The organism is Streptomyces regalis, from assembly GCF_001509475.1.
Lineage (GTDB): Bacteria > Actinomycetota > Actinomycetes > Streptomycetales > Streptomycetaceae > Streptomyces > Streptomyces regalis.
Genome location: NZ_LLZG01000115.1, coordinates 154,198 through 177,198, shown reverse-complemented (window position 1 = coordinate 177,198; position 23,001 = coordinate 154,198). Strand labels below are relative to the sequence as shown.

Here is a 23,001-nt window from a genome sequence, read left to right as displayed (position 1 = left end):
TCGGTCGGTACGGCTCACTGGGCGAGCAACTGGTCGAGCGCGTCGTCGATCCCCAGCTGCTCGCCCTCGGTCCCCGGGGGCACCACCCTGAGCGTCCGCTCCAGCCAGGCCGACACCGGCGCCGCCGGCGCCTCCAGCAGGGCGTCCCCGTCGGGCGAACTCAGCCCCATGAGCACGACGCTGCGGCCCTCGACCTTCGTCGGCCACACCCGCACATCCCCGTGCCCGCACGGCCGGAACACCCCCTCGACCAGCAGATCGCGGGAGAACGTCCAGTACACGGGGTGCTCGGAGTTGATGTGGAAGGTGACGTGGACGGCGTACGGGTCGTCGCTGTGATAGCTCAGCAGCGCCGGGACGGCGATGCGGCGCTCGGGCGACAGGATCAGCTTGAGCTCCAGTTCGCGCTCTACGACGGTGTGATGCATGGCGTGGGTGTCCTCTCTCGTGACGCGTGCGGGTCCTGTGGGCGGGCCCGTACGAGTGGAGAGCGAGGAGAGGGGCGGATCATTACGCGGGTTCGCAGAAGTTTTTTCCGGCCTGTTCCCGGGGCGGTTCCGTACATGTGAAGTACGTGTACGAGGTTGCCCGGATAGGAGTGGGTCCTACGGGACTGGCGGTGCTGGTTGCGTCCGTCTGATAGATGTGGAGGCCCCCAATCGACCCTCGAGCAGATACCGGACGACGGACATGAGCGCCCCAACCCCGGCCCCCGGTGACGACAGGCCCCGCGAAGGGTATTACCCGGACCCGTCCATTCCTGGATATGTCCGGTACTGGAACGGTGCCTCATGGGTACCGGGCACCAGCCGTCCGGCACCGACGGACGGCGAACCGCTCGCCCCGCCCCCGGGCGCGAACCCGGCCCAGCCCACGTCGGCCTCGGCCGCCCCGCTCGAGGAGACGGGCCCGCACTTCTTCGACGAGGACCCGGCCCAGGCGCCCCCGCAGGCCGACGCCCAGCACGGCAGCCGCCCCGAGCCGGCGTCCGCCTGGGGCGCCGACTCCGCCCACCAGTCCGGCTTCGGCGGCGACCAGGACCGCCGCGTCTCCTGGGGTGCCCAGCAGGGCGCCGACCCGAGGGACCCGGACGGCCACGGCGCCCGTGCGGACGGCACTGCCTCCGTCCCGCCCGCCGAGCCGGACGCGGGCGCCGGGGGCGTCGCCTCCGGTGACACGTTCATGATCCGCCGGCCGGTCGCGGAGTCCGGGGGAGCGTCGGCGTCCGGCGCCTCGGGGCAGGCCACTCCCCGTATCCCGAACCCCGCCGGCTCCGCGCCCGTCGACGGCACCATGGCCATCCGCGCGCTGTCCCCGCGCACGGGGCAGCAGGGCGGGGCGGCCGGGGCGCAGGCCGGGAGCACGGGCGCGTCCGCCGGCCCGGGCGCCGCTCATCCGGATGCCCACCACCCCTCGGCGGCCGGTGCCCCGCAGGGCCCCGGCTTCGGTGCCGGGAAGGCCGCCGCCGAGCGCGCCGCGGTGACCCAGGGACAGGCCCAGGGGCAGCCTCAGGCGGGCGCTCAGGCCGCGGCTGCCGCCCAGGCGCCCGGTGTTGCCCCCACGGCTCTCTCCGGCCCGCAGCAGGCCGCCCCGACCGTCCCCCAGCAGGCCGGCCCCCAGTCCGCGGCCGCGGCGTCCGCGCCCATGAGTCCCGGTGCCGGTGGCGGCCAGTCTTCCTGGGCGCAGCAGGTCCACCGGCTCGCGGGCCCGGCCGACGACGACCAGCCGGTCGCGCCCTGGAAGCCCCCGGTCGAGGACATCTTCCAGGCGGCCGCCAGGCGCCAGGCCGCCGCACGCCCCGCCGGCCTCGGCAAGCGGCTGGCCGCACGGCTGCTGGACACCGTCGTGCTGGCCGCCGTCACCGCGGTGGCCGCCGTGCCGCTGGGCACCCAGGCGCTCGACCACGTCAACGACAAGATCGACGCCGCCAAGCTCTCCGGCGAGACGGTCACCGTCTGGCTGCTGGACGGCACGACGTCGACGTATCTCGGCATCGTCCTGGCTGTCCTGCTCCTGTTCGGTGTCGTCTACGAGGTCGTGCCCACCGTCAAGTGGGGCCGCACGCTCGGCAAGAAGGTGCTCGGTCTGGAGGTGCGGGACATCGAGGCCCACGAGCCCCCGACCTTCGGTCCCGCGCTGCGCCGCTGGCTCGTCTACAGCATTCCCGGCCTGCTCGGCATCGGGATCGTCGGCGTCCTGTGGTGCTTGTTCGACCGGCCGTGGCACCAGTGCTGGCACGACAAGGCGGCGCGTACGTTCGTCGCGGGCTGACCGCATACGGCAAACGGCCCGGACGATTCCGTACTCCGGACGGCCCCGCGCCGGATGCGAAGCCGGGGGGTTCGCGGTCGACTCGGGCCATGAGCAGTGAACCGCCTCCCGGCTCCGGTCAGCAGCCCCCGGAAGACGACCCGTTCAGGAAGCAGCCCCCGCCGTCCGGGGGCTCGGGCTCGCCGTACGGCGAGCAGCCCCCGTACGGCGGTCAGCCGCCGCCCCCCTCCGGCGGCGGCCCGTACGGCGGCGGCGGTTACCCCGCCGACCCGCTCGCCGGGATGCCGCCACTCGCCGACAGCGGCAAGCGCACGCTGGCGCGCATCATCGACATGATCCTCGTGGGCGTCGTGGTCTGGCTGCTCACCTGGGGCTTCGGCGTCACCGAGTACGACGTGGACGCCGACGACGTGGAGTACAGCAAGTCCTTCGTGCAGTCGCTGATCGCCGCCCTGCTCTTCATCGGCTACGACACCTACATGACCGTCAGGACGGGGCAGACGCTCGGCAAGAAGCTGCTCAACCTGCGGGTGGCCAACCTCGACAACGGTGCCACGCCCTCCGTGCAGACCGCGCTGATCCGGGCGGCGGTGCTGTGGATCCCGTTCGCGTTCTGCTGCGCCTGTGTCTGGACCGCGATCTGCGGCGGCTGGAGCTTCTTCGACCGGCCCTACAAGCAGGGCCTGCATGACAAGTCGGCGAAGACGGTGGTGGTCAGCACCAATGCGTGAGAACGGGTCAGGACTGGGTCAGCACCGGTTCTTCGGTCTGTTCCCGTTCCGCGGCGGCGGGCTTGCGCAGCGCCACCACGCGAGGCTTCTTCGGCATCGGCACCGTCATGGCGACCAGCAGCCCGAGCATGAGCGCCGAGACGGCGATGACCGCGATCCCCACACCCGAACGCGTCTGGGACAGCAGCAGCATGGCGAGCGTCGAGAAGATCACGGTGCACGAGCCGTAGGAGAGCTGTGCGGCAGTCGGACGAGGCATGATCATCGTGTCCTCGGAATCTGGGGTGCACGGGGGTCTCGGCCTGGCTTTCCGCCGACGTCCGGGCGTTCCGCCATCCGACTCTAACCGCGTGCATGCCCGAGGGGAACAAACCGTAAGCGTGACCTAACCAACAGTGCCGGTGCACAGGGGGCGCACGGAGTCATGCGGTCCACCAAGTGGACGGCGCCACGCGCCCGTTGAAGAAAGATCGTTGTTCGTTAAACGAACATTGACTCCGCATAGTGCAATTGAGGTGTTCAAGTCAAGGTCTGTCTTTTCTGCTTAACCTCTAGTCAAATGTCGTCACTTGACTACACGCGTTGATCAGGCGCGCGCGGAAACTCCATGACCAGGACCCTTCCTTCCGCGTGCCCGGACGCGGGGGAGGAAGCAAGTGACCAGCAGATCCTGGACGTTCAGAGCGGCGGCAACCGCCGTCGCGCTCGCGGCGGCCGCGGCGACGGGCTCGACCTACGCGGTGGCGCAGGCCGGCGAAGACACCTCGGCGGCATCCGTGGAGCGGCACGACCCGGCGGAGCACACTTCCGTCGACCACGACCTGGAAGGCCCCCTGAGCAAGACTCAGGAGGCTCAGCGCGAAGAAGCCTTGAACCAGGTCATATCCGGCAAGGCCAAGGTGAAGGAGCGCGCGGGCTCGCAGGTCGTCGAGCTCAAGAGCAAGAAGGGCGACAGCAAGTACGTCGAGCTGGGCCGCGAGAAGACCGACAAGATCTTCACGATCCTGGTCGAGTTCGGCGACAAGATCGGTGAGTTCGGCGGCACGCCCGGCCCGGCCCACAACCAGATAGCCCAGCCCGACCGCGAGCAGGACAACTCGACGGCCTGGCAGGCGGACTACAACCAGAAGCACTACCAGGACCTCTACTTCGGCACCGGCAAGAACGTCGAGTCGATGAAGAAGTACTACGAGAAGCAGTCCTCGGGCCGCTACTCGATCGAGGGCGAGGTCGCCGACTGGGTCAAGGTCCCCTACAACGAGGCCCGTTACGGCAACAACGCCTGCGGCCAGACCAACTGCTCCAGCGTCTGGAACGTCGTCAGCGACGGTCTGAGCGCGTGGGTCGCCCAGCAGAAGGCAGCTGGGAAGACCGACGCCGAGATCAAGGCGGCCGTCGCGCAGTTCGACCAGTGGGACCGCTACGACTTCGACGGCGACGGCAACTTCAACGAGGCCGACGGCTACATCGACCACTTCCAGATCGTGCACGCCGGTGAGGACGAGTCCGCGGGCGGCGGCGCGCAGGGCACCGACGCGATCTGGGCCCACCGCTGGTACGCGTTCGGCACCGACGCCGGTGCCACTGGCCCCGCGGACAACAAGCTGGGCGGCGCGCAGATCGGCTCCACCGGCATCTGGGTCGGCGACTACACCATCCAGCCGGAGAACGGCGGGCTCGGCGTCTTCGCCCACGAGTACGGCCACGACCTCGGTCTGCCGGACCACTACGACACCTCCGGCGGCGAGAACTCCACCGGCTTCTGGACCCTGATGTCCTCCGGTTCCTGGCTCGGCACCGGCAAGGACGCCATCGGTGACCTGCCCGGCGACATGACCGCCTGGGACAAGCTGCAGCTGGGCTGGCTGAACTACGACAAGGCGAAGGCCGCGACGGAGTCCGAGCACAAGCTGGGCGTGGCCGAGTACAACACCCGGCACAAGCAGGCCCTCGTCGTCGAGCTGCCCAAGAAGACGGTCACCACGCCGATCGTGGAGCCGGCCCAGGGCGCGAACCAGTGGTGGAGCGGCAGCGGCGACAACCTCGCCAACACGCTGACCCGTTCCGTGGACCTCACGGGCAAGTCCTCCGCCTCGCTCACGCTCGACGGCTGGTACGACATCGAGGCCGAGTTCGACTACCTCTACACCGAGGTCTCGACCGACGGCGGCGCCAACTGGACGGCGGTCGACGGCACCGTCGACGGCGCGGCGCTCCCGAAGGACGCCAGCGGCAAGCCCGCGCTCACCGGCACGGTGGACGCCTACAAGAAGCTGGTCTTCCCGCTCGACGCCTACGCGGGCAAGAAGATCGACCTGCGCTTCCGCTACCAGACGGACGGCGGCGTGGCCCAGAAGGGCTTCGCGGCCGACCAGATCACCGTGACCGCCGACGGCACGGCCCTGTTTGCCGACAACGCCGAGAGCGCGGACGCCGCTTGGGCGACGAAGGGCTTCAAGCGCATCGGCGGGTCCATCACGGACGACTACGCGCAGTACTACATCGCCGAGAACCGCCAGTACGTGTCGTACGACAAGACCCTGAAGACGGGCCCGTACAACTTCGGCTTCTCGTCGACCCGTCCGGACTGGGTGGAGCACTACGCGTACCAGAACGGCCTGTTGATCTGGAAGTGGGACACCTCCCAGGCGGACAACAACACCAGCAAGCACCCCGGTGTGGGCCTCGTCCTCCCGGTCGACTCCCACCCGACCGCGCTGAAGTGGTCCGACGGCACGCTGATCCGCAACCGCATCCAGTCCTACGACTCGCCGTTCAGCCGGTTCCGCACGGACGGCATGACGCTGCACAACGCGGACGTCGCGATGAAGATCCCGTCGCGTGCGGGGGTGCCGGTCTTCAACGACCGCACCAACACGTACTACGACGCGGCGACCCCGTTCGCGGGCGTCAAGATCACTGACACCAACACCAAGATCAAGATCATCAAGGAGGCCTGGGACGGCTCGACGATCACGGTCGAGGTCGGCGCTGCGGTGAAGTAAACAGCGTTTTAGCAGGTCAGAGCGTGATCGGCGGCAGCCCCCTGGCGGGGTTGCCGCCGATCGTGTTTAGGTGCACCCTGTGCTTCCCTTATTGACACCGACTCGCACGGGGGTGTGACCGCATGGCCGCAGGAGGTTTCTGCAAGCTGCCGACCGGCAGCGTGGTGGTGGCGCTGAACCTGCCCAGACCCACCGCCGACGGCACGGGCTGCGTCCGTGTCCTCGTCCACGCCCACAACCGCGCCCGAGCCCTGACCAGGCTCCGCAACCTGGGCATGCGGGCCGTCTACCTGCGGGGCAACGCCGCCCCGCCGACCCCGGACGAGATCACGGCGGTCCTGCACCACCCCGACGGCCTGATATGGCGAACGGCTCCTGACATCGGTGTCGGCACGGGCGGTCCCGAACTCGCACAGGAGCTGTGGCACCCGATCAGGGCACTGATGAGGCGCCCGGCGGCAACGACCTAAAGGGGCGCGGGGCTGTGCCGATATGCGGCTCCGCCGCGCGGGCGCGACCAGCCACGACGCGCCCGCAGCCGCCGACGGCCATTCGCGGCACCCCCGCGGAGCGCTACGCGACGACCGGCTTCCCCGACAGCTCGACCCCCGCCTCCCGCATCTCCTCCAGCGCCCGCTCGGTACTCTCCGTCGCCACCCCGGCGGTCAGATCCAGCAGCACGTGCGTACGGAAGCCCGCGCGTACCGCGTCCAGCGCGGTCGCCCGCACGCAGTGGTCCGTGGCGATCCCCACCACGTCCACCTCCGAGACCTCCCTGGCCCGCAGCCAGTCCGCCAGCTTCACCCCGTTCTCGTCGGCCCCCTCGAACCCGCTGTACGCCGCCGCGTACGCCCCCTTGTCGAACACGGCGTCGATCGCGCCGGAGGCGACGGCCGGGGCGAAGTTCGGGTGGAACCCGACGCCCTCCGTGCCGGCGACGCAGTGCGCCGGCCAGGAGTGGGCGAAGTCGGGGTTCGTGGAGAAGTGACCGCCGGGGGCGATGTGGTGGTCGCGGGTGGCTACGACGTGCTGGTAGCCGGACCCGGCCGCCTGCCCGATCAGCTCGGTGACGGCGGCGGCCACGTCGGCACCGCCGGCCACCGCGAGGCTGCCTCCCTCGCAGAAGTCGTTCTGCACATCTACGACGATCAAGGCGCGGCGCATGGTCGGTGTCCTTCGGTTATGGACGCTGAGGTCGGGACGGTGAAAGCCTGCGGGCCCGGCCGTGAACTTCCGAGCCTAGAGACTTCGGGCACGGCGCGGGAGGGGGCACGGGGTGAGCACGCAGGGCGCACTCGCTTCACGCCCCTGTCCGGCTACCCGAGCGCCCGTTGACATACTCCGTCGGGATGACAGGCTCCCCGCGCGAGAGCTGCGTCGCGGACAGCGGCAGATTGGCGCGAGCGGCTGTATGCCGGTCCCGTACGACGTCCAGCGACTCGCGCGCCACCACGTCACCGCCCTTGACCAGCTCGACCAGCAGCTGCCGTTCGGCGAGCTCCGCCGGAACCGGCCCGGTGCCGACGACCTCGGCCTCCGCGACGCCGTACTCGTCGAGGCGCCGCGCGGCCCACTTGCGGCCGCCGATGGAGGTCTTGCCGCCGGTCGACTTCTTCGCCACCGGCACCAGCGGCGCACCGGGGTCGGCGGACTCGGCGCGGGCGACCAGCTTGTAGACCATTGAGCAGGTCGGATGCCCGGACCCGGTCACCAGCTGGGTACCGACGCCGTACGCGTCCACCGGCGCCGCCGCCAGCGAGGCGATGGCGTACTCGTCCAGGTCGGAGGTCACGATGATCTTCGTGCTGGTCGCGCCCAGCTCGTCCAGCTGCTGCCGGACCCGGTGCGCGACCAGCAGCAGGTCGCCCGAGTCGATGCGGACGGCGCCCAGCTCGGGCCCGGCGACCTCCACGGCCGTACGGACCGCCTCGGCGACGTCGTACGTGTCCACGAGCAGCGTGGTGCCGCGGCCCATGGAGTTGACCTGGGCCTGGAAGGCGTCCCGCTCGCGGTCGTGCAGGAGGGTGAAGGCGTGGGCGCTGGTGCCGACGGTGGGGATGCCGTAACGGAAGCCGGCGGCCAGGTCGGAGGTGGAGGTGAAGCCGCCGACGTACGCGGCGCGGGAGGCGGCCACCGCGGCCAGCTCGTGTGTGCGCCGGGCGCCCATCTCGATGATCGGGCGGTCACCGGCCGCCGACGACATGCGTGAGGCGGCCGCGGCTGTCGCGGAGTCGTGGTTGAGGATGGACAGGATCACGGTCTCCAGCAGCACGCACTCGGCGAAGGTGCCCTCGACCCGCATGATCGGCGAGCCCGGGAAGTAGACCTCGCCCTCGGGGTAGCCCCAGATGTCGCCGGAGAAGCGGTAGCCCGCGAGCCACGCCAGGGTCTCCTCGTCGACTATTTTCCGCTCGCGCAGGAAGCCGAGGACGTCGGCGTCGAAGCGGAAGTTCTCGACGGCGTCCAGCACACGGCCGGTGCCCGCCACGACGCCGTAGCGCCGCCCCTCGGGCAGTCGCCGGGTGAAGACCTCGAACACGCTCCGCCGCTCGGCGGTGCCCGCCTTCATGGCGGCCTGCAGCATCGTGAACTCGTACTGATCCGTGAAGAGCGCCGTCGAGGGAACATCCACCGGCAGCCCAAGGTCCGCTACATCCACGAAAGCTCTCCTAGCCACGATTCTCCGGGTGCCCCCAGTCGGCCGGGGGTCCGGGGGTTGTCCCCCGGTGTATGCAGCATGTCGAGAGATGGTACCCCCATTTCGTCACTCTGACGATTTGTGGGGCGGAGGTCACAACAGGCGCGGCTGCGCAGCCCGTTTGTGCGACCACCCCCCTCGGGTGGCAGCATGGGCTCTGTGACGTCACCCGCTCCCCTAGAGATCGAACGCACCGAGTCGGCGGAGGAAGTCTTCGCCGTCCCCGAGCCGGACGTCCCCTGGGTCACCATCGTCCATAACGACCCGGTCAATCTCATGAGCTACGTGACCTACGTCTTCCAGTCGTACTTCGGCTACACGAAGGACAAGGCCACCAAGCTCATGCTCGACGTCCACCACAAGGGCCGGGCTGTCGTCTCCAGCGGTACTCGCGAGGAGATGGAACGCGACGTGCAAGCCATGCACGGCTACGGCCTGTGGGCGACCCTCCAGCACGACCGCAAATGACCTGTTCGCCCGCGCAGGACCGGAAGTAGCGAATCGCCTCCATGCCAGGAACCTTCGAACCGCTCCCCGGCGGCGGCGCGGCCGTCGCCCTCGATGAAGTCGAGATCTCCATCATCCGGTCGCTGGCAGTCCAGCTGCTGGAACTCATCGGGCCCGGCCCCGCCGGGGAGGCCCCCGACGACCCGCTCGCCGAGCTGTTCGCCGAGGGACCGAGCGAACCTCCCGCCGACCCGGTCCTCAAGCGCCTCTTCCCGGACGCCTACAGCGACCCGGAGGCGAATCCCGGCCCCAAGGAGGCCGAGGAGCAGCGGGCGTACTCCTCGGAGTTCCGCCGCTACACCGAGAACGACCTGCGCGCCGGCAAGCGCGACAACGCGCTGGCGGTCGTCCGCTCCCTCGACGAGCTCAGCTCCGCCTCCGCCGGTGAGGGCGGTGCGGTGCTCAAGCTGTCCACCGAGGAGTCCCAGCAGTGGCTCGGCGCCCTCAACGACCTGCGCCTGGCCATCGGCTCCCGCCTGGAGATCACCGACGAGGACGACACCGACCTGCTCTACCGGCTCCCGGACGAGGATCCGCGCAAGCCGATGGTGATGGCGTATCTGTGGCTGGGCGGACTTCAGGAAACCCTCGTGGCGACCCTTCTGCCCTGATTTGCCGGGTCGCGTGTTTGTCTTGTAACCGCCTTGCATTGATCTTGCGTTCGCTCAGAGAACGCTCAAATCCGAATAACGATCCTGTCACCGCCCCTGGGGTTTTATGCCTTAGGGGCGGCTGCATGTGATCTGTACCACTAAAGATCTCGTAAACGACGTGATAGGAACTGGCAACTCGTTTTCGGCACCACCCCTGCCCGAGGCGGGAGAGCCGGTCAACACCGGTGTGCACGACCTGTACGACACCAAGGGGAAGCCCGAGTCCGTGGGCCCCCCTTTATTTCTGTCGCCGAACGGACACGGCGTTCGCTCATCCCCATCCGCTGCGCCACGCCAGCACGTCCCCGCGCCACCGAGGAAGTTCGATGTCACTCGACTCCATCACCACGTCCATCGACGATGCCGTCAGCGGCTTCTTCGAACCCGTATCCGAGACGGTCGCTAAGTACGTCTTCTACTCCGTCTCCGTCAACGGCACAGAGCTCCCCCTCATCGTCGCCTGGCTCGTGATCGCGGGCCTGGTCTTCAGCGCCTGGTTCGGGCTCATCCAGATACGGAAGTTCAAGCTCGCCCTCGAAGTCGTACGCGGCAAGTACGACGAGAAGGGCGCCCCCGGTGAGGTCAGCCACTTCCAGGCGCTGACCGCCGCCGTCTCAGGCACCGTCGGCCTCGGCAACATCGCCGGTGTCGCGGTCGCCGTCTCCATCGGTGGCCCGGGTGCCACCTTCTGGATGATCCTGTGCGGTCTGCTCGGCATGGCGAGCAAGTTCGTCGAGGTCACGCTCGGTGTGAAGTACCGCGAGACGCACGCGGACGGCACCGTCTCCGGTGGCCCGATGTACTACCTGCCCCGCGGCCTCGCCGAGCGCTTCGGCCCCGCCGGCGCCAAGTTCGGCAAGGTGCTGGCCATCGCCGCCTCCGTCATGATCCTCTTCTTCGGTCTGTTCGGCGGCAACCTGTACCAGACCAACCAGAGCTACGCGCAGGTCTCCTCGACCTTCGGCGGCGAGGACGGCTTCCTGGCCTCCTCCGCCGGTGCCGTCCTCTTCGGCCTGGTGGTCTCCGCGCTGGTCGGCCTGGTGCTGCTCGGCGGCATCCGCTCCATCGCCTCCGTCACCAGCAAGCTGGTCCCGGCGATGGCCATCATGTACATCCTGGCCTGCCTGGTCGTCATCCTGGCCAACGTCTCCGCGGTGCCCGACGCGATCCAGGAAATCATCAAGGGCGCGTTCCAGGCCGATGGTGTCGTCGGCGGTGTGATCGGTGCCCTGATCCAGGGCTTCAAGCGGGCCGCCTTCTCCAACGAGGCGGGTCTGGGCTCCGCCCCGATCGCCCACTCCGCGGTCAAGACCAACAAGCCCGCGAGCGAGGGTCTGGTCGCCCTGCTGGAGCCGTTCATCGACACGGTCGTCATCTGCACCATGACCGCCCTGACGATCATCATCGCCAACCCGGACAGCTGGGGCGAGGCCCGCAAGAGCGGCGAGCCCGTCGGTGTCGTCATCACCTCGGACGCCTTCGGCACCGTGCTGCCCTGGTTCCCGAAGCTGCTGACCGTCGCGGTGCTGCTGTTCGCCTTCTCCACGATCCTGACCTGGGGCTACTACGGCCTCAAGGCCTGGACGTACCTCTTCGGCCGCAGCAAGGCCAGCGAGACGATCTTCAAGGCCGTCTGGAGCGCGTTCGTCGTCCTGGGCTCCCTGATGTCCCTCGGCTCGCTGATCGACCTGGGTGACTCGGCGCTGTTCCTGCTGTCGGTGTTCAACATCATCGGCCTCTACCTGCTGGCCCCGATCGTCAAGCGCGAGCTGGACAAGTTCCTGGACTACGTCCGGGAGCGCAAGGCCCGCGCGGCCCTCGGCAGCGAGGAGCCGCAGGAGGAGGAGACCGCCAAGGCGCTCTGAGCGCGGCAGGCAGTCCCCGCAAGGCCCTGAACGCAAGGCCCTGAACGCAAGGCCCTGAAGGGCCCGCTCGTACCATCCGGGTACTCCGGGCTTCCCGGTACGAGCGGGCCCTTCCGCGTCTCTTGGTCTCTTGACCGGATCGCGAATGTTCTCTCAGCGAACGCTCAAATCCGGATAACGATCACGTCAACCCTCAGGCCACGATCCCCCCGCTTTGCGCCCTTTGACCGCTTCTCCCTGTGTTCCGTGTCACATTCGTAGCAGCCGATCATGGTTGCGACCGTGATAAATCTTCACGATCGCCCGGCGAACACCACCCGTATGTTCGCCGGGTGCGCCATGTGGCCGACGGATCGTGGGCCAGGCACAGCTCCATCAGTCCGGGGGGATCGACACCCGATCCGAGGCCCACGAAAGGCCCGGGTCGGTATGGAGAAAGGGCGCACCACACATGACCTCTTCGAAGGTCACCGACGCGAAGGCCACGGACGCCCCCGAGGAGGGGTACGAGCGCGGCCTCGGCAGCCGTCAGGTCCAGATGATCGCCATCGGCGGCGCCATCGGCGTCGGCCTGTTCCTGGGTGCCGGCGCGAACATCGCCAAGGCCGGTCCCAGCCTCATCCTGATGTACGCCCTCGCGGGCGCCATCGTCTTCTTCATCATGCGGGCGCTCGGTGAGCTCCTGCTCTACCGCCCGGTCTCGGGTTCCTTCGCCGAGTACTCCCGTGAATTCCTCGGCCCGTTCTTCGGCTACTTCACCGGCTGGACGTACTGGCTGATGTGGGTCGTCACCGGCATGGCCGAGCTCACGGCCGCCGCGATCTACGTCCACTACTGGTTCCCGGACGTCCCGCAGTGGGTCACGGCCCTGGTCTTCCTGGTGATCCTCTTCGGGGTCAACCTGATCTCCGTGAAGGTCTTCGGCGAGCTCGAGTTCTGGTTCTCGATGGTCAAGGTCACCGCCCTGATCGGCATGATCGTCATCGGCCTGGGCGTGCTCACCTTCGGCTTCAGCGCCGCCGGCGACACCGCGGCCGTCTCCAACCTGTGGGCCTTCGACGGCTTCTTCCCCAAGGGCATCGGCTCGTCCCTGATGACCCTGCAGGGCGTCATGTTCGCCTACCTCGCGGTCGAGCTGGTCGGCGTCACGGCCGGCGAGTCGGAGAACCCGGAGAAGACCCTCCCCAAGGCGATCAACACCCTGCCCTGGCGTATCGCGCTGTTCTACGTCGGCGCCCTCACCGTCATTCTCTGCGTGGTGAAGTGGACCGAGTTCGCGGAGGGCGTCAGCCCCTTCGTGAAGGCATTCGCGGTGATCGGCATCCCGGCCGCCGCCGGCATCGTCAACTTCGTCGTGCTGACGGCCGCCCTGTCGTCCTGCAACTCCGGCATGTACTCCACGGGCCGCATGCTGCGCAACCTCGCCGACAGCGGTGAGGCTCCCAAGGCCTTCTCGAAGCTGTCCTCCACCAAGACCCCGGCCCTCGGCATCGCGGTCTCGGTCGCCTTCATGGGCATCGGCGTGGTCCTGAACTACATCGTCCCGGAGAAGGCGTTCGGCTACGTCACCTCCATCGCCACCGCGGCCGGCATCTGGACCTGGCTGATGATCCTGATCAGCCACGTCCGCTACCGCCGCCAGGTCGTCGCGGGTCGCCTGCCCGCCTCGTCCTTCCCGGCGCCGGGCGGCTCGGTGTGCAGCTGGATCGCCATCATGTTCCTGCTCTTCGTCACCGGCCTGATCGCCTACGACCCCGACTCCCGCGTCTGCCTGTACGTGATGGCCGGCTGGGCCGCCGCCCTGGGCATCGGCTGGGCGGTCCTCAAGAGCCGCAACCCGCAGATCACCGCGCGCGGTGGCGACGAGGAGCCGGAGTTCGAGAAGGTCGGCTGAGTCCGCCGTATTCACGGTCGAGGACGTCCAGTCGCAGGGAGCGCTCGTGGCGCCCCCCGGCGGCTGCCGCTCAGGACGTCCGGCATGTGGGCCGTCCCGTACCACTCTTCGGTATGGGGCGGCCCTTCTGCTTATCCTGACGAGCATGCTGACCATCACCCAGGCCCTCGTCGACCAGATCGTCGCCCACGCGCGCAAGGACCACCCCGACGAGGCGTGCGGCGTCGTGGCGGGGCCGGCGGGCTCGGACCGCCCGGAGCGCTTCATCCCGATGCTGAACGCGGCCATGTCGCCCACGTTCTACGAGTTCGACTCGGGCGATCTGCTCAAGCTGTACCGCGAGATGGACGACCGCGACGAGGAGCCGGTGGTCATCTACCACTCCCACACGGCGACCCAGGCCTACCCTTCCCGCACCGACATCTCCTACGCGAACGAGCCCGGCGCGCACTATGTCCTGGTCTCCACGGCCGACACCGACGGGCTCGGCGAGTTCCAGTTCCGCTCGTTCCGGATCGTGGACGGTGCGGTGACGGAGGAAGAGGTCGAGGTCGTAGCGGCCTACTGAGCCTGCATCCCGTTATTCGGTCAGAATTCTTCCACTATGCGAGATCACACTCTGGGCCCCGGACCGGGAATCGATACGATGAGCCCATGGTTTCCCACGACGTGAGCGAGAAGACGCCGGGCTTGCTGCTCGTGGCGCGGCTGCACGTCGACCTGTGCAGGCTCGCCAGCGCCATCTGTTGACGCTGCCCCTGCCGCCGTACGGCCGTGAGCCGCGGCGCTGCCCACACGCACCACCTGCTGTACCTGCGCTGCCGCGCGCCCCCGACTGACTACTCCCGACAGGAGCCCTGAGCCATGGCCATCGAGGTCCGCATCCCGACCATCCTCCGCCAGTACACCGACGGTCAGAAGGCGGTGGAGGGCAGCGGTGACACCCTCGCCGACCTGTTCACCGACCTCGAGACCCGGCACGCGGGCATCCAGGCCCGCATCGTGGACGAGGGCCAGCTGCGCCGCTTCGTCAACGTCTACCTGAACGACGAGGACGTCCGTTTCGTCGACGGCATCAACACCAAGCTGTCCGACGGCGACACCGTGACGATCCTGCCGGCCGTCGCCGGCGGCATGGCCTGAGACCGGTATGCGCTACGACTCCCCGCTCGCCGCGGTGGGCAACACCCCTCTGGTGTGCCTGCCGCGGTTGTCGCCGTCCGCCGACGTCCGCATCTGGGCCAAGCTGGAGGACCGCAACCCCACCGGCTCGGTCAAGGACCGCCCGGCCCTGCACATGATCGAGCAGGCGGAGAAGGACGGCCGCCTCACCCCGGGCTGCACCATCCTGGAGCCGACCAGCGGCAACACCGGGATCTCGCTGGCGATGGCGGCGAAGCTCAAGGGCTACCGCATGGTCTGCGTGATGCCCGAGAACACCTCGCAGGAGCGCCGTGACCTGCTCGGCATGTGGGGCGCGGAGATCATCCCCAGCCCCGCCGCGGGCGGCTCCAACACCGCCGTACGGGTCGCCAAGGAGCTGGCGGCCGAGCACCCGGACTGGGTGATGCTCTACCAGTACGGCAACCCGGACAACGCCGGCGCGCACTACGCGACGACCGGCCCCGAGATCCTCACCGACCTCCCCTCCATCACCCACTTCGTGGCCGGCCTCGGCACCACGGGCACGCTGATGGGCGTCGGCCGCTACCTGCGCGAGCACAAGCCGGACGTGAAGATCGTGGCGGCGGAACCGCGCTACGACGATCTCGTCTACGGCCTGCGCAACCTCGACGAGGGCTTCGTACCCGAGCTGTACGACGCCTCCGTCCTGACCACCCGCTTCTCGGTCGGCTCGGCCGACGCGGTCACCCGCACCCGCGAACTCCTGCAGCAGGAGGGCATCTTCGCGGGCATCTCCACCGGCGCCGCGCTGCACGCCGCGATCGGTGTCGGAAACAAGGCGCTGAAGGCGGGCGAGAGCGCGGACATCGTGTTCGTCGTGGCCGACGGCGGCTGGAAGTACCTCTCGACGGGCGTCTACACGGCGGCGACGACGGAGGAAGCGATCGAGACCTTGCAGGGGCAACTCTGGGCGTGAGCAACGCCCTGCACCGGCGCTCCCCGCGGAGCGTCTACGTCGCGAGGTGACGGACCTGGTCCCACACGACCGGGTCCATCACCCCCACCCGCCGCCGGAAGTCCCCCACCGGTACGTCCCGCAGCTCGCCCGTCTCCAGAAAGCTCGCCCGCCCGCGCGTGTCCCCGACCGAGCCCGGCGGCAGCGGGATCACTCCGCCCCGCTCGTCGCGGTACTTGCTGGTGATCTTCGCGACGGTGACCCGCTGCCCGCGCACCGCGAGCACCAGACACGGCCGGTCCTTCGCCCGCCCGTCTCCCGCCACCGCCCTACCCGACGCGCTACGCGCGGCCCCTTTTGACGCTGGCCCGTCCTCGTAGGGCACGTTCGCCCACCAGATCTCCGCGGGCGCCGGCCGAGCGGGACCACGCCCGTCCTGACGACCCGGAGGGCGCCGGTCCGCCCGCCCCGGCGGCCGCGTCCGCCGCCCCCGGGGACGCCGCCCGCGCCCCCACCCGTCCACGAGCGCGGCGATCAGTGCGAGCAGCACCACCGCGGCGAGCGCCAGCCACCAGGACGTGTCCATGAAGACGACGGTACCCGCCCTACGGGATCAGCGAGTTGTACAGCTCGACCACCTGGCTGTCGAACGGCGGCGCTCCGAGAGCCTGCGCGGCCGGAATCACCGACTCCGCCAGGAAGCGCCGGAACTGTTCCTCCGACTCCCACACGTCGACGACCTGCCATCCGCCTGACTCGGCAGGTGCCCCGAAGTGCGCGATCAGCCCGGCGGGTGGATTCGCGCGATCCGGGATCGCCCGGTCGAAGGCAGCCTGGTAGAGCTCCTGGGTCCACTCAGCACCCCGGTTGACGACCAAAACAGTCATGTCCGGATCCCTCGGTTCACTTAGGCAACACGTCTTTCCGACGCTACGTCCGTATACGGGGGGCTGCGACCGGAGATGACCGTCTCTGCGCCGCCCGAGGGCCGGCCTCGAACAACTGGACAGCGTCGGCAGCCGAACCGGTGACACCACAGGTGAGTTCGCCCACAACAGCCCTTGGCGGAGGAGCGACCGGAGGTTTTGCGCCTTACGCTCGACAAACCGCACGACCCCCGACGCCCCATCCTTCGATCTTCTCTTTTTCCGCCAGCGGAGGTTTCTGTTTCATGAAGCTCACCGTCGTCGGCTGCTCGGGGTCGTTCCCGTCCGCGGAATCGGCCTGCTCGAGCTACCTCGTCGAGGCCGACGGCTTCCGGCTGCTCCTCGACATGGGCAATGGCGCCCTGGGCGAGTTGCAGCGCCACTGCGGTCTCTACGACCTCGACGCGATCTTCCTCAGTCATCTGCACGCCGACCACTGCATCGACATGTGCGCGTATTTCGTCGCGCGTTACTACCGGCACGACGGCGGCCGCTGCGACCCGATCCCGGTCTACGGACCCGAGGGCACGGAACAGCGCCTGACCACCGCCTACGCCGACACCCCCACCGCCTCGTCCATGAGCGAGGTCTTCGACTTCCACACGGTCAAGCCGTCCACCTTCGAGATCGGCCCGTTCACGGTGCACACGGAACGCGTGGCCCACCCGGTGGAGGCGTACGGCATCCGGATCGAGCACGGCGGGAAGAGCCTGACGTACTCCGGCGACACGGGCATCAGCACGGCCCTGGACGAACTCGCCCGCGACGCCGACCTGTTCCTGTGCGAGGCCGCCTTCACGCACGGCAAGGAAGACATCCCCGACCTGCACCTCAACGGCCGCGAGGCGGGCCAGACGGCGGCCCGCGCCGGCGCCCGCCGCCTGCTCCTCACCCACATCCCGCCGTGGACCGACCCCCAGGTCAACCTGGCCGACGCGCGCGCGGTCTACGACGGACCCGTGGAGCTGGCGGCGCCGAGGCGGTCGTACGAGATCTAGCCGGTCCAGCCGAGCCGGTCGAGAAGCAGCCCGTACGGGGTTCAGGCCCGTAGGTGCGCGAAGGCCCCGGAACCTTTTCGGTTCCGGGGCCTTCGTCATTCGTTGCTGGGGCGTGCGGCCTACTTCGCCTCCGCCTTCTGGAGTTCGGCGAGTTCCTCGTCGGACTCGCGGCCCGGGGTCGGCAGGTTGAACTTGGTGATCGCGAACCGGAAGACCACGTAGTAGACCGCGGCGAAGCACAGGCCCACCAAGGCCAGGCCCCACGGGTTGGTCGCGATGCCCAGGTTCAGGCCGAAGTCGACCGCGCCGGCCGAGAAGCCGAAGCCGTCCTTCATGCCGAGAGCCCAGGTCAGGGCCATCGACACACCGGTCAGCGCCGCGTGGATCGCGTACAGCACCGGGGCGATGAACATGAAGGTGAACTCGATCGGCTCGGTGACGCCCGTGACGAACGAGGTCAGCGCGAGGGAGAACATCATGCCGCCGACGACCTTGCGGCGCTCGGGGCGGGCGCAGTGGACGATCGCGAGGCACGCGGCCGGCAGTGCGAACATCATGATCGGGAAGAAGCCGGTCATGAACTGGCCGGCGCTCGGGTCGCCCGCCAGGAACCGGGCGATGTCGCCGCTCTTGCCCTGGTACTCGCCGGCCTGGAACCAGGGGAAGGAGTTGAGCAGGTGGTGCATGCCGATCGGGATCAGCGCACGGTTGGCGACACCGAAGATGCCGGCGCCGACGGCCCCCGAACCGACCAGCCACTCACCGAAGTTGTGCAGACCCGTGCCGAGGACCGGCCAGATGTAGCCGAAGACGATGCCGATGACCAGGCCGGCGAAGGCCGACAGGATCGGGACCATTCGGCGGCCACCGAAGAAGCCCGCCCAGTCGGGCAGCTTGGTGCGGTAGAAGCGCTGGTAGAGGAGGGCGACGACGATGCCCATCACCACGCCGCCGAGGACCTTGGCGTCCACGGGTGCGTCGACCATCACGACCTTGCCGTCGACGGCGGTCGCCACCTGCGGAAGGTTCGGGTCGGTGAACGTGGCGAGTACGTTCTTGAAGACCAGGTAGCCGACCACGGCCGCCAGGGCCGTCGAGCCGTCCGACTTCTTCGCGAAGCCGATCGCGATGCCGACGGCGAACAGCAGCGCCATGTTGTCGAGGATCGCGTTGCCACCGGCCGCCATGAAGCCCGCGATCTTCGTGAGGAACGCGGGGAACTCCGGACGGCCCAGCATGTCGGTGTTGCCGAGGCGGACCAGGAGCGCGGCGGCGGGCAGGACCGCCACCGGCAGCATCAGGCTGCGGCCGATACGCTGCAGAACAGCCATCGCACCGGCGCCCTTCTTCTTGTCGGCCGCGGGAGCGGCGCTGGCCGTGGTCACAACTTCCTCCAGGGGGCATGGCGCCGCCCGAAGACAAGGAGGGGACGGCGGCGTCTGGTCTAAACCACTTAGTGGTGTAGACCTGTTGTAGCACGGTGAAGGCCGGATAAGGAACCCGCGATTCCCGCGACTGATCCGCTACTTTCCGGCGTCGCCGGGCCCCTTTCGCCCCCGCCCGATCACGTCAGACCTTGGTCACGTCCTCGACCTCGTCCTCCGGCTCCCGCCCCGGGGTCTTCAGGTCGAACTTCGTGATGGCGAACCGGAAAACGGCGTAATAGACGGCCGCGAAGCACAGGCCGATCGGAATGATCGCCCAAGGTCTCGTCGCCAGGTTCCAGTTGATGATGTAGTCGATCAACCCGGCCGAGAAGCTGAAGCCGTCGTGCACGCCCAGCCCCCAGGTCACCGCCATCGACACACCCGTCAGCAGCGCGTGCACCACGTACAGGAGCGGGGCGATGAAGAGGAACGAGTACTCGATCGGTTCCGTGATGCCGGTGACGAACGACGTCAGGGCCACCGACAGCATCAGCCCGCCCACCTCTTTGCGGCGGCTCGGCTTGGCGCAGTGGGTGATGGCGAGGGCCGCCGCCGGCAGGGCGAACATCATGATCGGGAAAAAGCCCGAGGTGAACTGGCCGGCGTCCGGGTCGCCCGCGAGGAACATGTTGATGTCGCCGTGCACCACCTCGCCGTCGGGCGTGGTGTAGCTGCCGAACTGGAACCAGATGGGCACGTTGAGGAACTGGTGCAGGCCCACGACCAGCAGTGCGCGGTTTGCGATGCCGAACACGCCCGCGCCCCAGGCGCCCAGGCCGCTCATCCAGTCGCTGAAGCTCTCCAGCGCGTCACCGATCGGCGGCCAGACCCACAGGCACAGCACCGCGAACACGATCGCCACGAACGCCATGATGATCGGGACGAGACGCCGCCCGTTGAAGAAGCCGAGCCAGTCCACCAGCCTCGTGCGGTGGTAGCGCTGCCAGAAGAAGGCCGCCAGCAGGCCGATGACGATGCCGCCGAAGACGCCCGGATTCTGGTACGTGTACGCGCTCACCGCCCCCTCGGCCGCGGCGCAGCCGATGTCGGGGATCTCCTTCGTCCCCTCCGGGCAGTCCTCCGGGAACTCGCGCAGCACGTTGTAGTAGACGAGGAACCCGGTCACCGCCGCCAGCGCCGTCGAACCGTCCGCCTTCTTCGCCATGCCGATGGCCACGCCCACGCAGAACAGCAACGGCAGTCCCAGCGAGCCGTCGAGCAGCGCACCGCCCGCGCCGTCCATCACCTTCGAGACGTTGTCCCAGCCCAGTCCCTCGTCCCCGAACACATCCGGCTGGCCGAGGCGGTTGAGGATGCCGGCGGCCGGCAGTACGGCGATCGGGAGCTGGAGGCTGCGGCCCATCTTCTGCAGGCCCTGGAACGCGGTGTTCCAGCGGGCGCGCGCGGGGCTGACAGTGCTCTCTCCGCCCCTGTTCGCACTGCTGTCGGCGCTCATCGGGACCCCTCTGCCGGTGCGCGGTTTGTCGGCCGTCCCCAGGGTGGTGTAGACCAGTCGGCGGACGGTTCCGTTGTCGTGAACGTCATCCTTGGGCACGTACGACATGACCGCTCGCGAAGATGGGCCAACTGTGGGTTACTGCGACAAAGCGGTTCGGATCAGGGAGAAGGAACATGGCCAGCAAGGCTGAGAAGATCGTCGCCGGGCTCGGCGGCATCGACAACATCGAGGAGATCGAGGGTTGCATCACCCGACTCCGCACCGAGGTCAGCGACCCCTCGCTGGTCGACGAGACCGCCCTGAAGGCCGCCGGCGCGCACGGTGTCGTGAAGATGGGCAGCGCCATCCAGGTCGTCATCGGCACCGACGCCGACCCGATCGCGGCGGAGATCGAAGACATGATGTGAAGCGCGGGCATCGTCCCGGGCTTCAGCCCCTGAGGGCCCCTTCCCACCGCGGGAGGGGCCCCTTCCGTATGTGCGGCTAGGCTCACGCCATGGCAGCTACCTCCTCAATTCCTCGAATCGACGGCCGTACCCCCGAACAGCTCCGCCCGGTCACCATCGAACGTGCCTGGAGCAAGCACGCAGAGGGCTCCGTCCTCGTCTCCTTCGGCGACACGAAGGTCCTGTGCACCGCCTCCTTCACCGAAGGCGTCCCGCGCTGGCGCAAGGGCAGTGGCGAGGGCTGGGTCACCGCGGAGTACGCCATGCTGCCGCGCGCCACCAACACCCGCGGTGACCGCGAGTCCGTCCGGGGCAAGATCGGCGGCCGTACCCACGAGATCAGCCGCCTCATCGGCCGTTCCCTGCGCGCGGTCATCGACTACAAGGCGCTCGGCGAGAACATGATCGTCCTCGACTGCGACGTCCTCCAGGCCGACGGCGGCACGCGTACGGCGGCCATCACCGGCGCCTACGTCGCCCTCGCCGACGCCGTCTCCTGGGCCCAGGGCAAGAAGCTGATCAAGCCCGGCCGCAAGCCGCTCACCGGCACGGTGAGCGCCGTCTCGGTCGGCATCGTCGGCGGCGTACCGCTCCTCGACCTCTGCTACGAGGAGGACGTGAAGGCCGACACTGACATGAACGTCGTCTGCACCGGCGACGGCCGCTTCGTCGAGGTCCAGGGCACCGCCGAGGCCGAGCCCTTCGCCCGCGACGAGCTCAACTCCCTGCTGGACCTTGCCGTTTCGGGCTGCGGGGAGCTGGCGGAAGCGCAGCGCAAGGCACTTGATACCGTCCTCGAAAAGTAAAGGACGCACCAAGAAGAGCCGCAGCACCAGGCAACCCTGCAGCCCTTCCTGGCGTCACTAGGGGTACGGGTGTACGGCATACCGCTGTACGCCCGGCCAGTGACCAACGGGGGCCCTGCGAGGCCTGGGAGCAGGGAGGGAACGTCAACCATGGCCACGAGCCGACGCCGCTGGAGCCGTATCGCCATAGCCGCCGCAGCCGTTGCGGCTGTCGGACTGACGGCCGGGCTGACCACCGGCTGCGACGCTGTCAACAAGGCGCTGGACTGCGTCCAGACCGCCGACGCCATCGCCGACAGCGTCACCGAACTCCAGCAGGCCGTGGAGAGCGCCGCGAACGACCCGACGCAGCTCGAGGAGTCGCTGACCTCCATCGACAAGAACCTCGACAAGATCGGCGACAAGACGGACGACGCCGACGTCAACAAGGCGGTGGACGATCTCCAGCAGGCCGTCACCAACGTCCGCGACGCCGTCAAGAACGGCGACGAGACCCCGGACATCAGCCCGGTCACCGACGCGGCCGGCGAGCTGACCAAGGTCTGCACCTCATAACAGGCAGCTCTGGACCCCAGCGATACTGGGGTCCATGACCCGCCTCATCCTCGCCACCCGCAACGCCGGAAAGATCACCGAGCTCAGGGCGATCCTCGCCGACGCAGGCCTGCACCACGACCTCGTCGGCGCGGACGCCTACCCGGACATCCCCGACGTCAAGGAAACCGGCGTCACCTTCGCCGAGAACGCCCTGCTGAAGGCCCACGCCCTGGCCCAGGCGACGGGACTGCCCGCAGTCGCCGACGACTCGGGCCTGTGCGTCGACGTCCTGAACGGCGCCCCCGGCATCTTCTCGGCCCGCTGGGCCGGGAAGCACGGCGACGACCGCGCGAACCTGGAGCTGCTGCTGGCCCAGCTCGCCGACATCGACGACGCGCATCGGGGGGCGCACTTCGCGTGCGCGGCGGCGCTGGCCCTGCCTGACGGCACGGAACGGGTGGTCGAGGGGCAGCTGCGGGGCGTACTGCGGCATGCGCCGGTGGGCACGAACGGCTTCGGGTACGACCCGATCCTCCAGCCGGAGGGGGAGACGCGGACGTGCGCGCAGTTGACTCCGGGGGAGAAGAACGCGATCAGCCATCGAGGGAAGGCGTTTCGGGCGCTGGTGCCTGTGGTGCGGGAGCTGTTGGGCTGAGGCAGGGCACGCAAGAAAGCCGAAGGGCGCGGCGCCCGTGGGG

The 23,001-nt window shown here is 68.8% G+C and carries 25 protein-coding genes; 17 read left to right on the top strand and 8 right to left on the bottom strand.

The window, feature by feature from the left end:
• Positions 1-14 precede the first annotated feature (14 nt).
• Positions 15-428: an SsgA family sporulation/cell division regulator gene (locus tag ADL12_RS17350; RefSeq protein WP_062703391.1), complete on the bottom strand. Its 414-nt coding sequence runs from the start codon at positions 426-428 to the stop codon at positions 15-17.
• Positions 429-690: 262 nt separating this feature from the next.
• On the opposite strand from ADL12_RS17350, the gene ADL12_RS17345 reads away from it, so the two are divergent.
• Positions 691-2,271, top strand: coding sequence for an RDD family protein (locus ADL12_RS17345; protein ID WP_062703389.1), 1,581 nt, complete (start codon positions 691-693; stop codon positions 2,269-2,271).
• An 89-nt stretch (positions 2,272-2,360) separates the two neighbouring features.
• The gene (locus tag ADL12_RS17340; protein WP_062703387.1) at positions 2,361-3,002 is read left to right on the top strand and encodes an RDD family protein; all 642 of its coding nucleotides are present in this window, start codon (positions 2,361-2,363) and stop codon (positions 3,000-3,002) included.
• Positions 3,003-3,009: 7 nt separating this feature from the next.
• On the opposite strand, the gene ADL12_RS17335 is transcribed toward ADL12_RS17340, so the two are convergent.
• Positions 3,010-3,261, bottom strand: coding sequence for a hypothetical protein (locus ADL12_RS17335; protein WP_062703489.1), 252 nt, complete (start codon positions 3,259-3,261; stop codon positions 3,010-3,012).
• 397 nt (positions 3,262-3,658) lie between these two features.
• On the opposite strand from ADL12_RS17335, the gene ADL12_RS17330 reads away from it, so the two are divergent.
• The gene (locus tag ADL12_RS17330; RefSeq protein ID WP_079052089.1) at positions 3,659-6,007 is read left to right on the top strand and encodes an immune inhibitor A domain-containing protein; all 2,349 of its coding nucleotides are present in this window, start codon (positions 3,659-3,661) and stop codon (positions 6,005-6,007) included.
• Between the two features lie 122 nt (positions 6,008-6,129).
• Entirely contained in the window at positions 6,130-6,477 is a 348-nt protein-coding gene (locus ADL12_RS17325; RefSeq protein ID WP_062703385.1) for a hypothetical protein, read from the top strand.
• A gap of 103 nt (positions 6,478-6,580) precedes the next feature.
• Here the strand turns inward: ADL12_RS17325 and ADL12_RS17320 are convergent, their stop codons facing one another.
• Together ADL12_RS17320 and ADL12_RS17315 are read right to left on the bottom strand one after the other, a co-directional pair.
• Positions 6,581-7,171 (bottom strand): isochorismatase family protein, encoded by a 591-nt coding sequence (locus tag ADL12_RS17320; protein WP_062703382.1) that lies wholly within the window; start codon positions 7,169-7,171, stop codon positions 6,581-6,583.
• 136 nt (positions 7,172-7,307) lie between these two features.
• Complete coding sequence (locus ADL12_RS17315) at positions 7,308-8,666, bottom strand: nicotinate phosphoribosyltransferase (RefSeq protein ID WP_062703380.1); 1,359 nt, start codon at positions 8,664-8,666, stop codon at positions 7,308-7,310.
• 189 nt (positions 8,667-8,855) lie between these two features.
• On the opposite strand from ADL12_RS17315, the gene clpS reads away from it, so the two are divergent.
• From clpS to ADL12_RS17280, 8 genes are all read left to right on the top strand, one after another.
• Complete coding sequence (gene clpS, locus ADL12_RS17310) at positions 8,856-9,173, top strand: ATP-dependent Clp protease adapter ClpS (RefSeq protein WP_030053518.1); 318 nt, start codon at positions 8,856-8,858, stop codon at positions 9,171-9,173.
• 41 nt (positions 9,174-9,214) lie between these two features.
• Positions 9,215-9,823, top strand: coding sequence for a DUF2017 domain-containing protein (locus ADL12_RS17305; RefSeq protein WP_062703378.1), 609 nt, complete (start codon positions 9,215-9,217; stop codon positions 9,821-9,823).
• Between the two features lie 368 nt (positions 9,824-10,191).
• The gene (locus ADL12_RS17300) at positions 10,192-11,730 is read left to right on the top strand and encodes an alanine/glycine:cation symporter family protein (RefSeq protein WP_062703376.1); all 1,539 of its coding nucleotides are present in this window, start codon (positions 10,192-10,194) and stop codon (positions 11,728-11,730) included.
• Between the two features lie 451 nt (positions 11,731-12,181).
• On the top strand, positions 12,182-13,624 hold the full coding sequence (locus ADL12_RS17295; RefSeq protein WP_062703371.1) for an amino acid permease: 1,443 nt from the start codon (positions 12,182-12,184) through the stop codon (positions 13,622-13,624).
• Between the two features lie 145 nt (positions 13,625-13,769).
• Positions 13,770-14,192, top strand: a complete 423-nt coding sequence (locus ADL12_RS17290; RefSeq protein WP_062703369.1) for a M67 family metallopeptidase — start codon at positions 13,770-13,772, stop codon at positions 14,190-14,192.
• Between the two features lie 86 nt (positions 14,193-14,278).
• Positions 14,279-14,374 carry a putative leader peptide gene (locus ADL12_RS58100; RefSeq protein ID WP_324617258.1) on the top strand — a complete coding sequence of 32 codons (96 nt, stop codon included), beginning with the start codon at positions 14,279-14,281 and terminating at the stop codon, positions 14,372-14,374.
• Between the two features lie 114 nt (positions 14,375-14,488).
• Positions 14,489-14,767, top strand: a complete 279-nt coding sequence (locus ADL12_RS17285) for a MoaD/ThiS family protein (RefSeq protein ID WP_062703367.1) — start codon at positions 14,489-14,491, stop codon at positions 14,765-14,767.
• A gap of 7 nt (positions 14,768-14,774) precedes the next feature.
• On the top strand, positions 14,775-15,725 hold the full coding sequence (locus ADL12_RS17280) for a PLP-dependent cysteine synthase family protein (protein ID WP_062703365.1): 951 nt from the start codon (positions 14,775-14,777) through the stop codon (positions 15,723-15,725).
• A gap of 34 nt (positions 15,726-15,759) precedes the next feature.
• Here the strand turns inward: ADL12_RS17280 and ADL12_RS17275 are convergent, their stop codons facing one another.
• Together ADL12_RS17275 and ADL12_RS17270 are read right to left on the bottom strand one after the other, a co-directional pair.
• On the bottom strand, positions 15,760-16,290 hold the full coding sequence (locus ADL12_RS17275; RefSeq protein WP_062703363.1) for a type II toxin-antitoxin system PemK/MazF family toxin: 531 nt from the start codon (positions 16,288-16,290) through the stop codon (positions 15,760-15,762).
• A gap of 19 nt (positions 16,291-16,309) precedes the next feature.
• Positions 16,310-16,591, bottom strand: coding sequence for a hypothetical protein (locus ADL12_RS17270; RefSeq protein WP_062703361.1), 282 nt, complete (start codon positions 16,589-16,591; stop codon positions 16,310-16,312).
• A 284-nt stretch (positions 16,592-16,875) separates the two neighbouring features.
• Between ADL12_RS17270 and ADL12_RS17265 the strand changes: the two genes are divergently transcribed.
• On the top strand, positions 16,876-17,628 hold the full coding sequence (locus tag ADL12_RS17265) for an MBL fold metallo-hydrolase (protein WP_062703359.1): 753 nt from the start codon (positions 16,876-16,878) through the stop codon (positions 17,626-17,628).
• 119 nt (positions 17,629-17,747) lie between these two features.
• Here the strand turns inward: ADL12_RS17265 and ADL12_RS17260 are convergent, their stop codons facing one another.
• Entirely contained in the window at positions 17,748-19,013 is a 1,266-nt protein-coding gene (locus ADL12_RS17260; RefSeq protein WP_062703357.1) for a PTS transporter subunit EIIC, read from the bottom strand.
• A 184-nt stretch (positions 19,014-19,197) separates the two neighbouring features.
• Positions 19,198-20,511, bottom strand: coding sequence for a PTS transporter subunit EIIC (locus ADL12_RS17255; protein ID WP_062703480.1), 1,314 nt, complete (start codon positions 20,509-20,511; stop codon positions 19,198-19,200).
• A gap of 176 nt (positions 20,512-20,687) precedes the next feature.
• Between ADL12_RS17255 and ADL12_RS17250 the strand changes: the two genes are divergently transcribed.
• The 4 genes from ADL12_RS17250 (at position 20,688) to rdgB (ending at position 22,958) form a co-directional block, all read left to right on the top strand.
• Positions 20,688-20,921 carry a PTS sugar transporter subunit IIB gene (locus ADL12_RS17250; protein WP_062703355.1) on the top strand — a complete coding sequence of 78 codons (234 nt, stop codon included), beginning with the start codon at positions 20,688-20,690 and terminating at the stop codon, positions 20,919-20,921.
• A 107-nt stretch (positions 20,922-21,028) separates the two neighbouring features.
• On the top strand, positions 21,029-21,766 hold the full coding sequence (gene rph / locus ADL12_RS17245) for a ribonuclease PH (protein ID WP_062703478.1): 738 nt from the start codon (positions 21,029-21,031) through the stop codon (positions 21,764-21,766).
• Positions 21,767-21,916: 150 nt separating this feature from the next.
• Positions 21,917-22,321, top strand: coding sequence for a hypothetical protein (locus ADL12_RS17240; RefSeq protein ID WP_062703353.1), 405 nt, complete (start codon positions 21,917-21,919; stop codon positions 22,319-22,321).
• A gap of 34 nt (positions 22,322-22,355) precedes the next feature.
• A complete protein-coding gene (rdgB, locus tag ADL12_RS17235) occupies positions 22,356-22,958 on the top strand; it encodes an RdgB/HAM1 family non-canonical purine NTP pyrophosphatase (RefSeq protein WP_062703350.1) in 603 nt (200 codons plus the stop codon).
• The last annotated feature ends 43 nt before the right edge of the window (positions 22,959-23,001 follow it).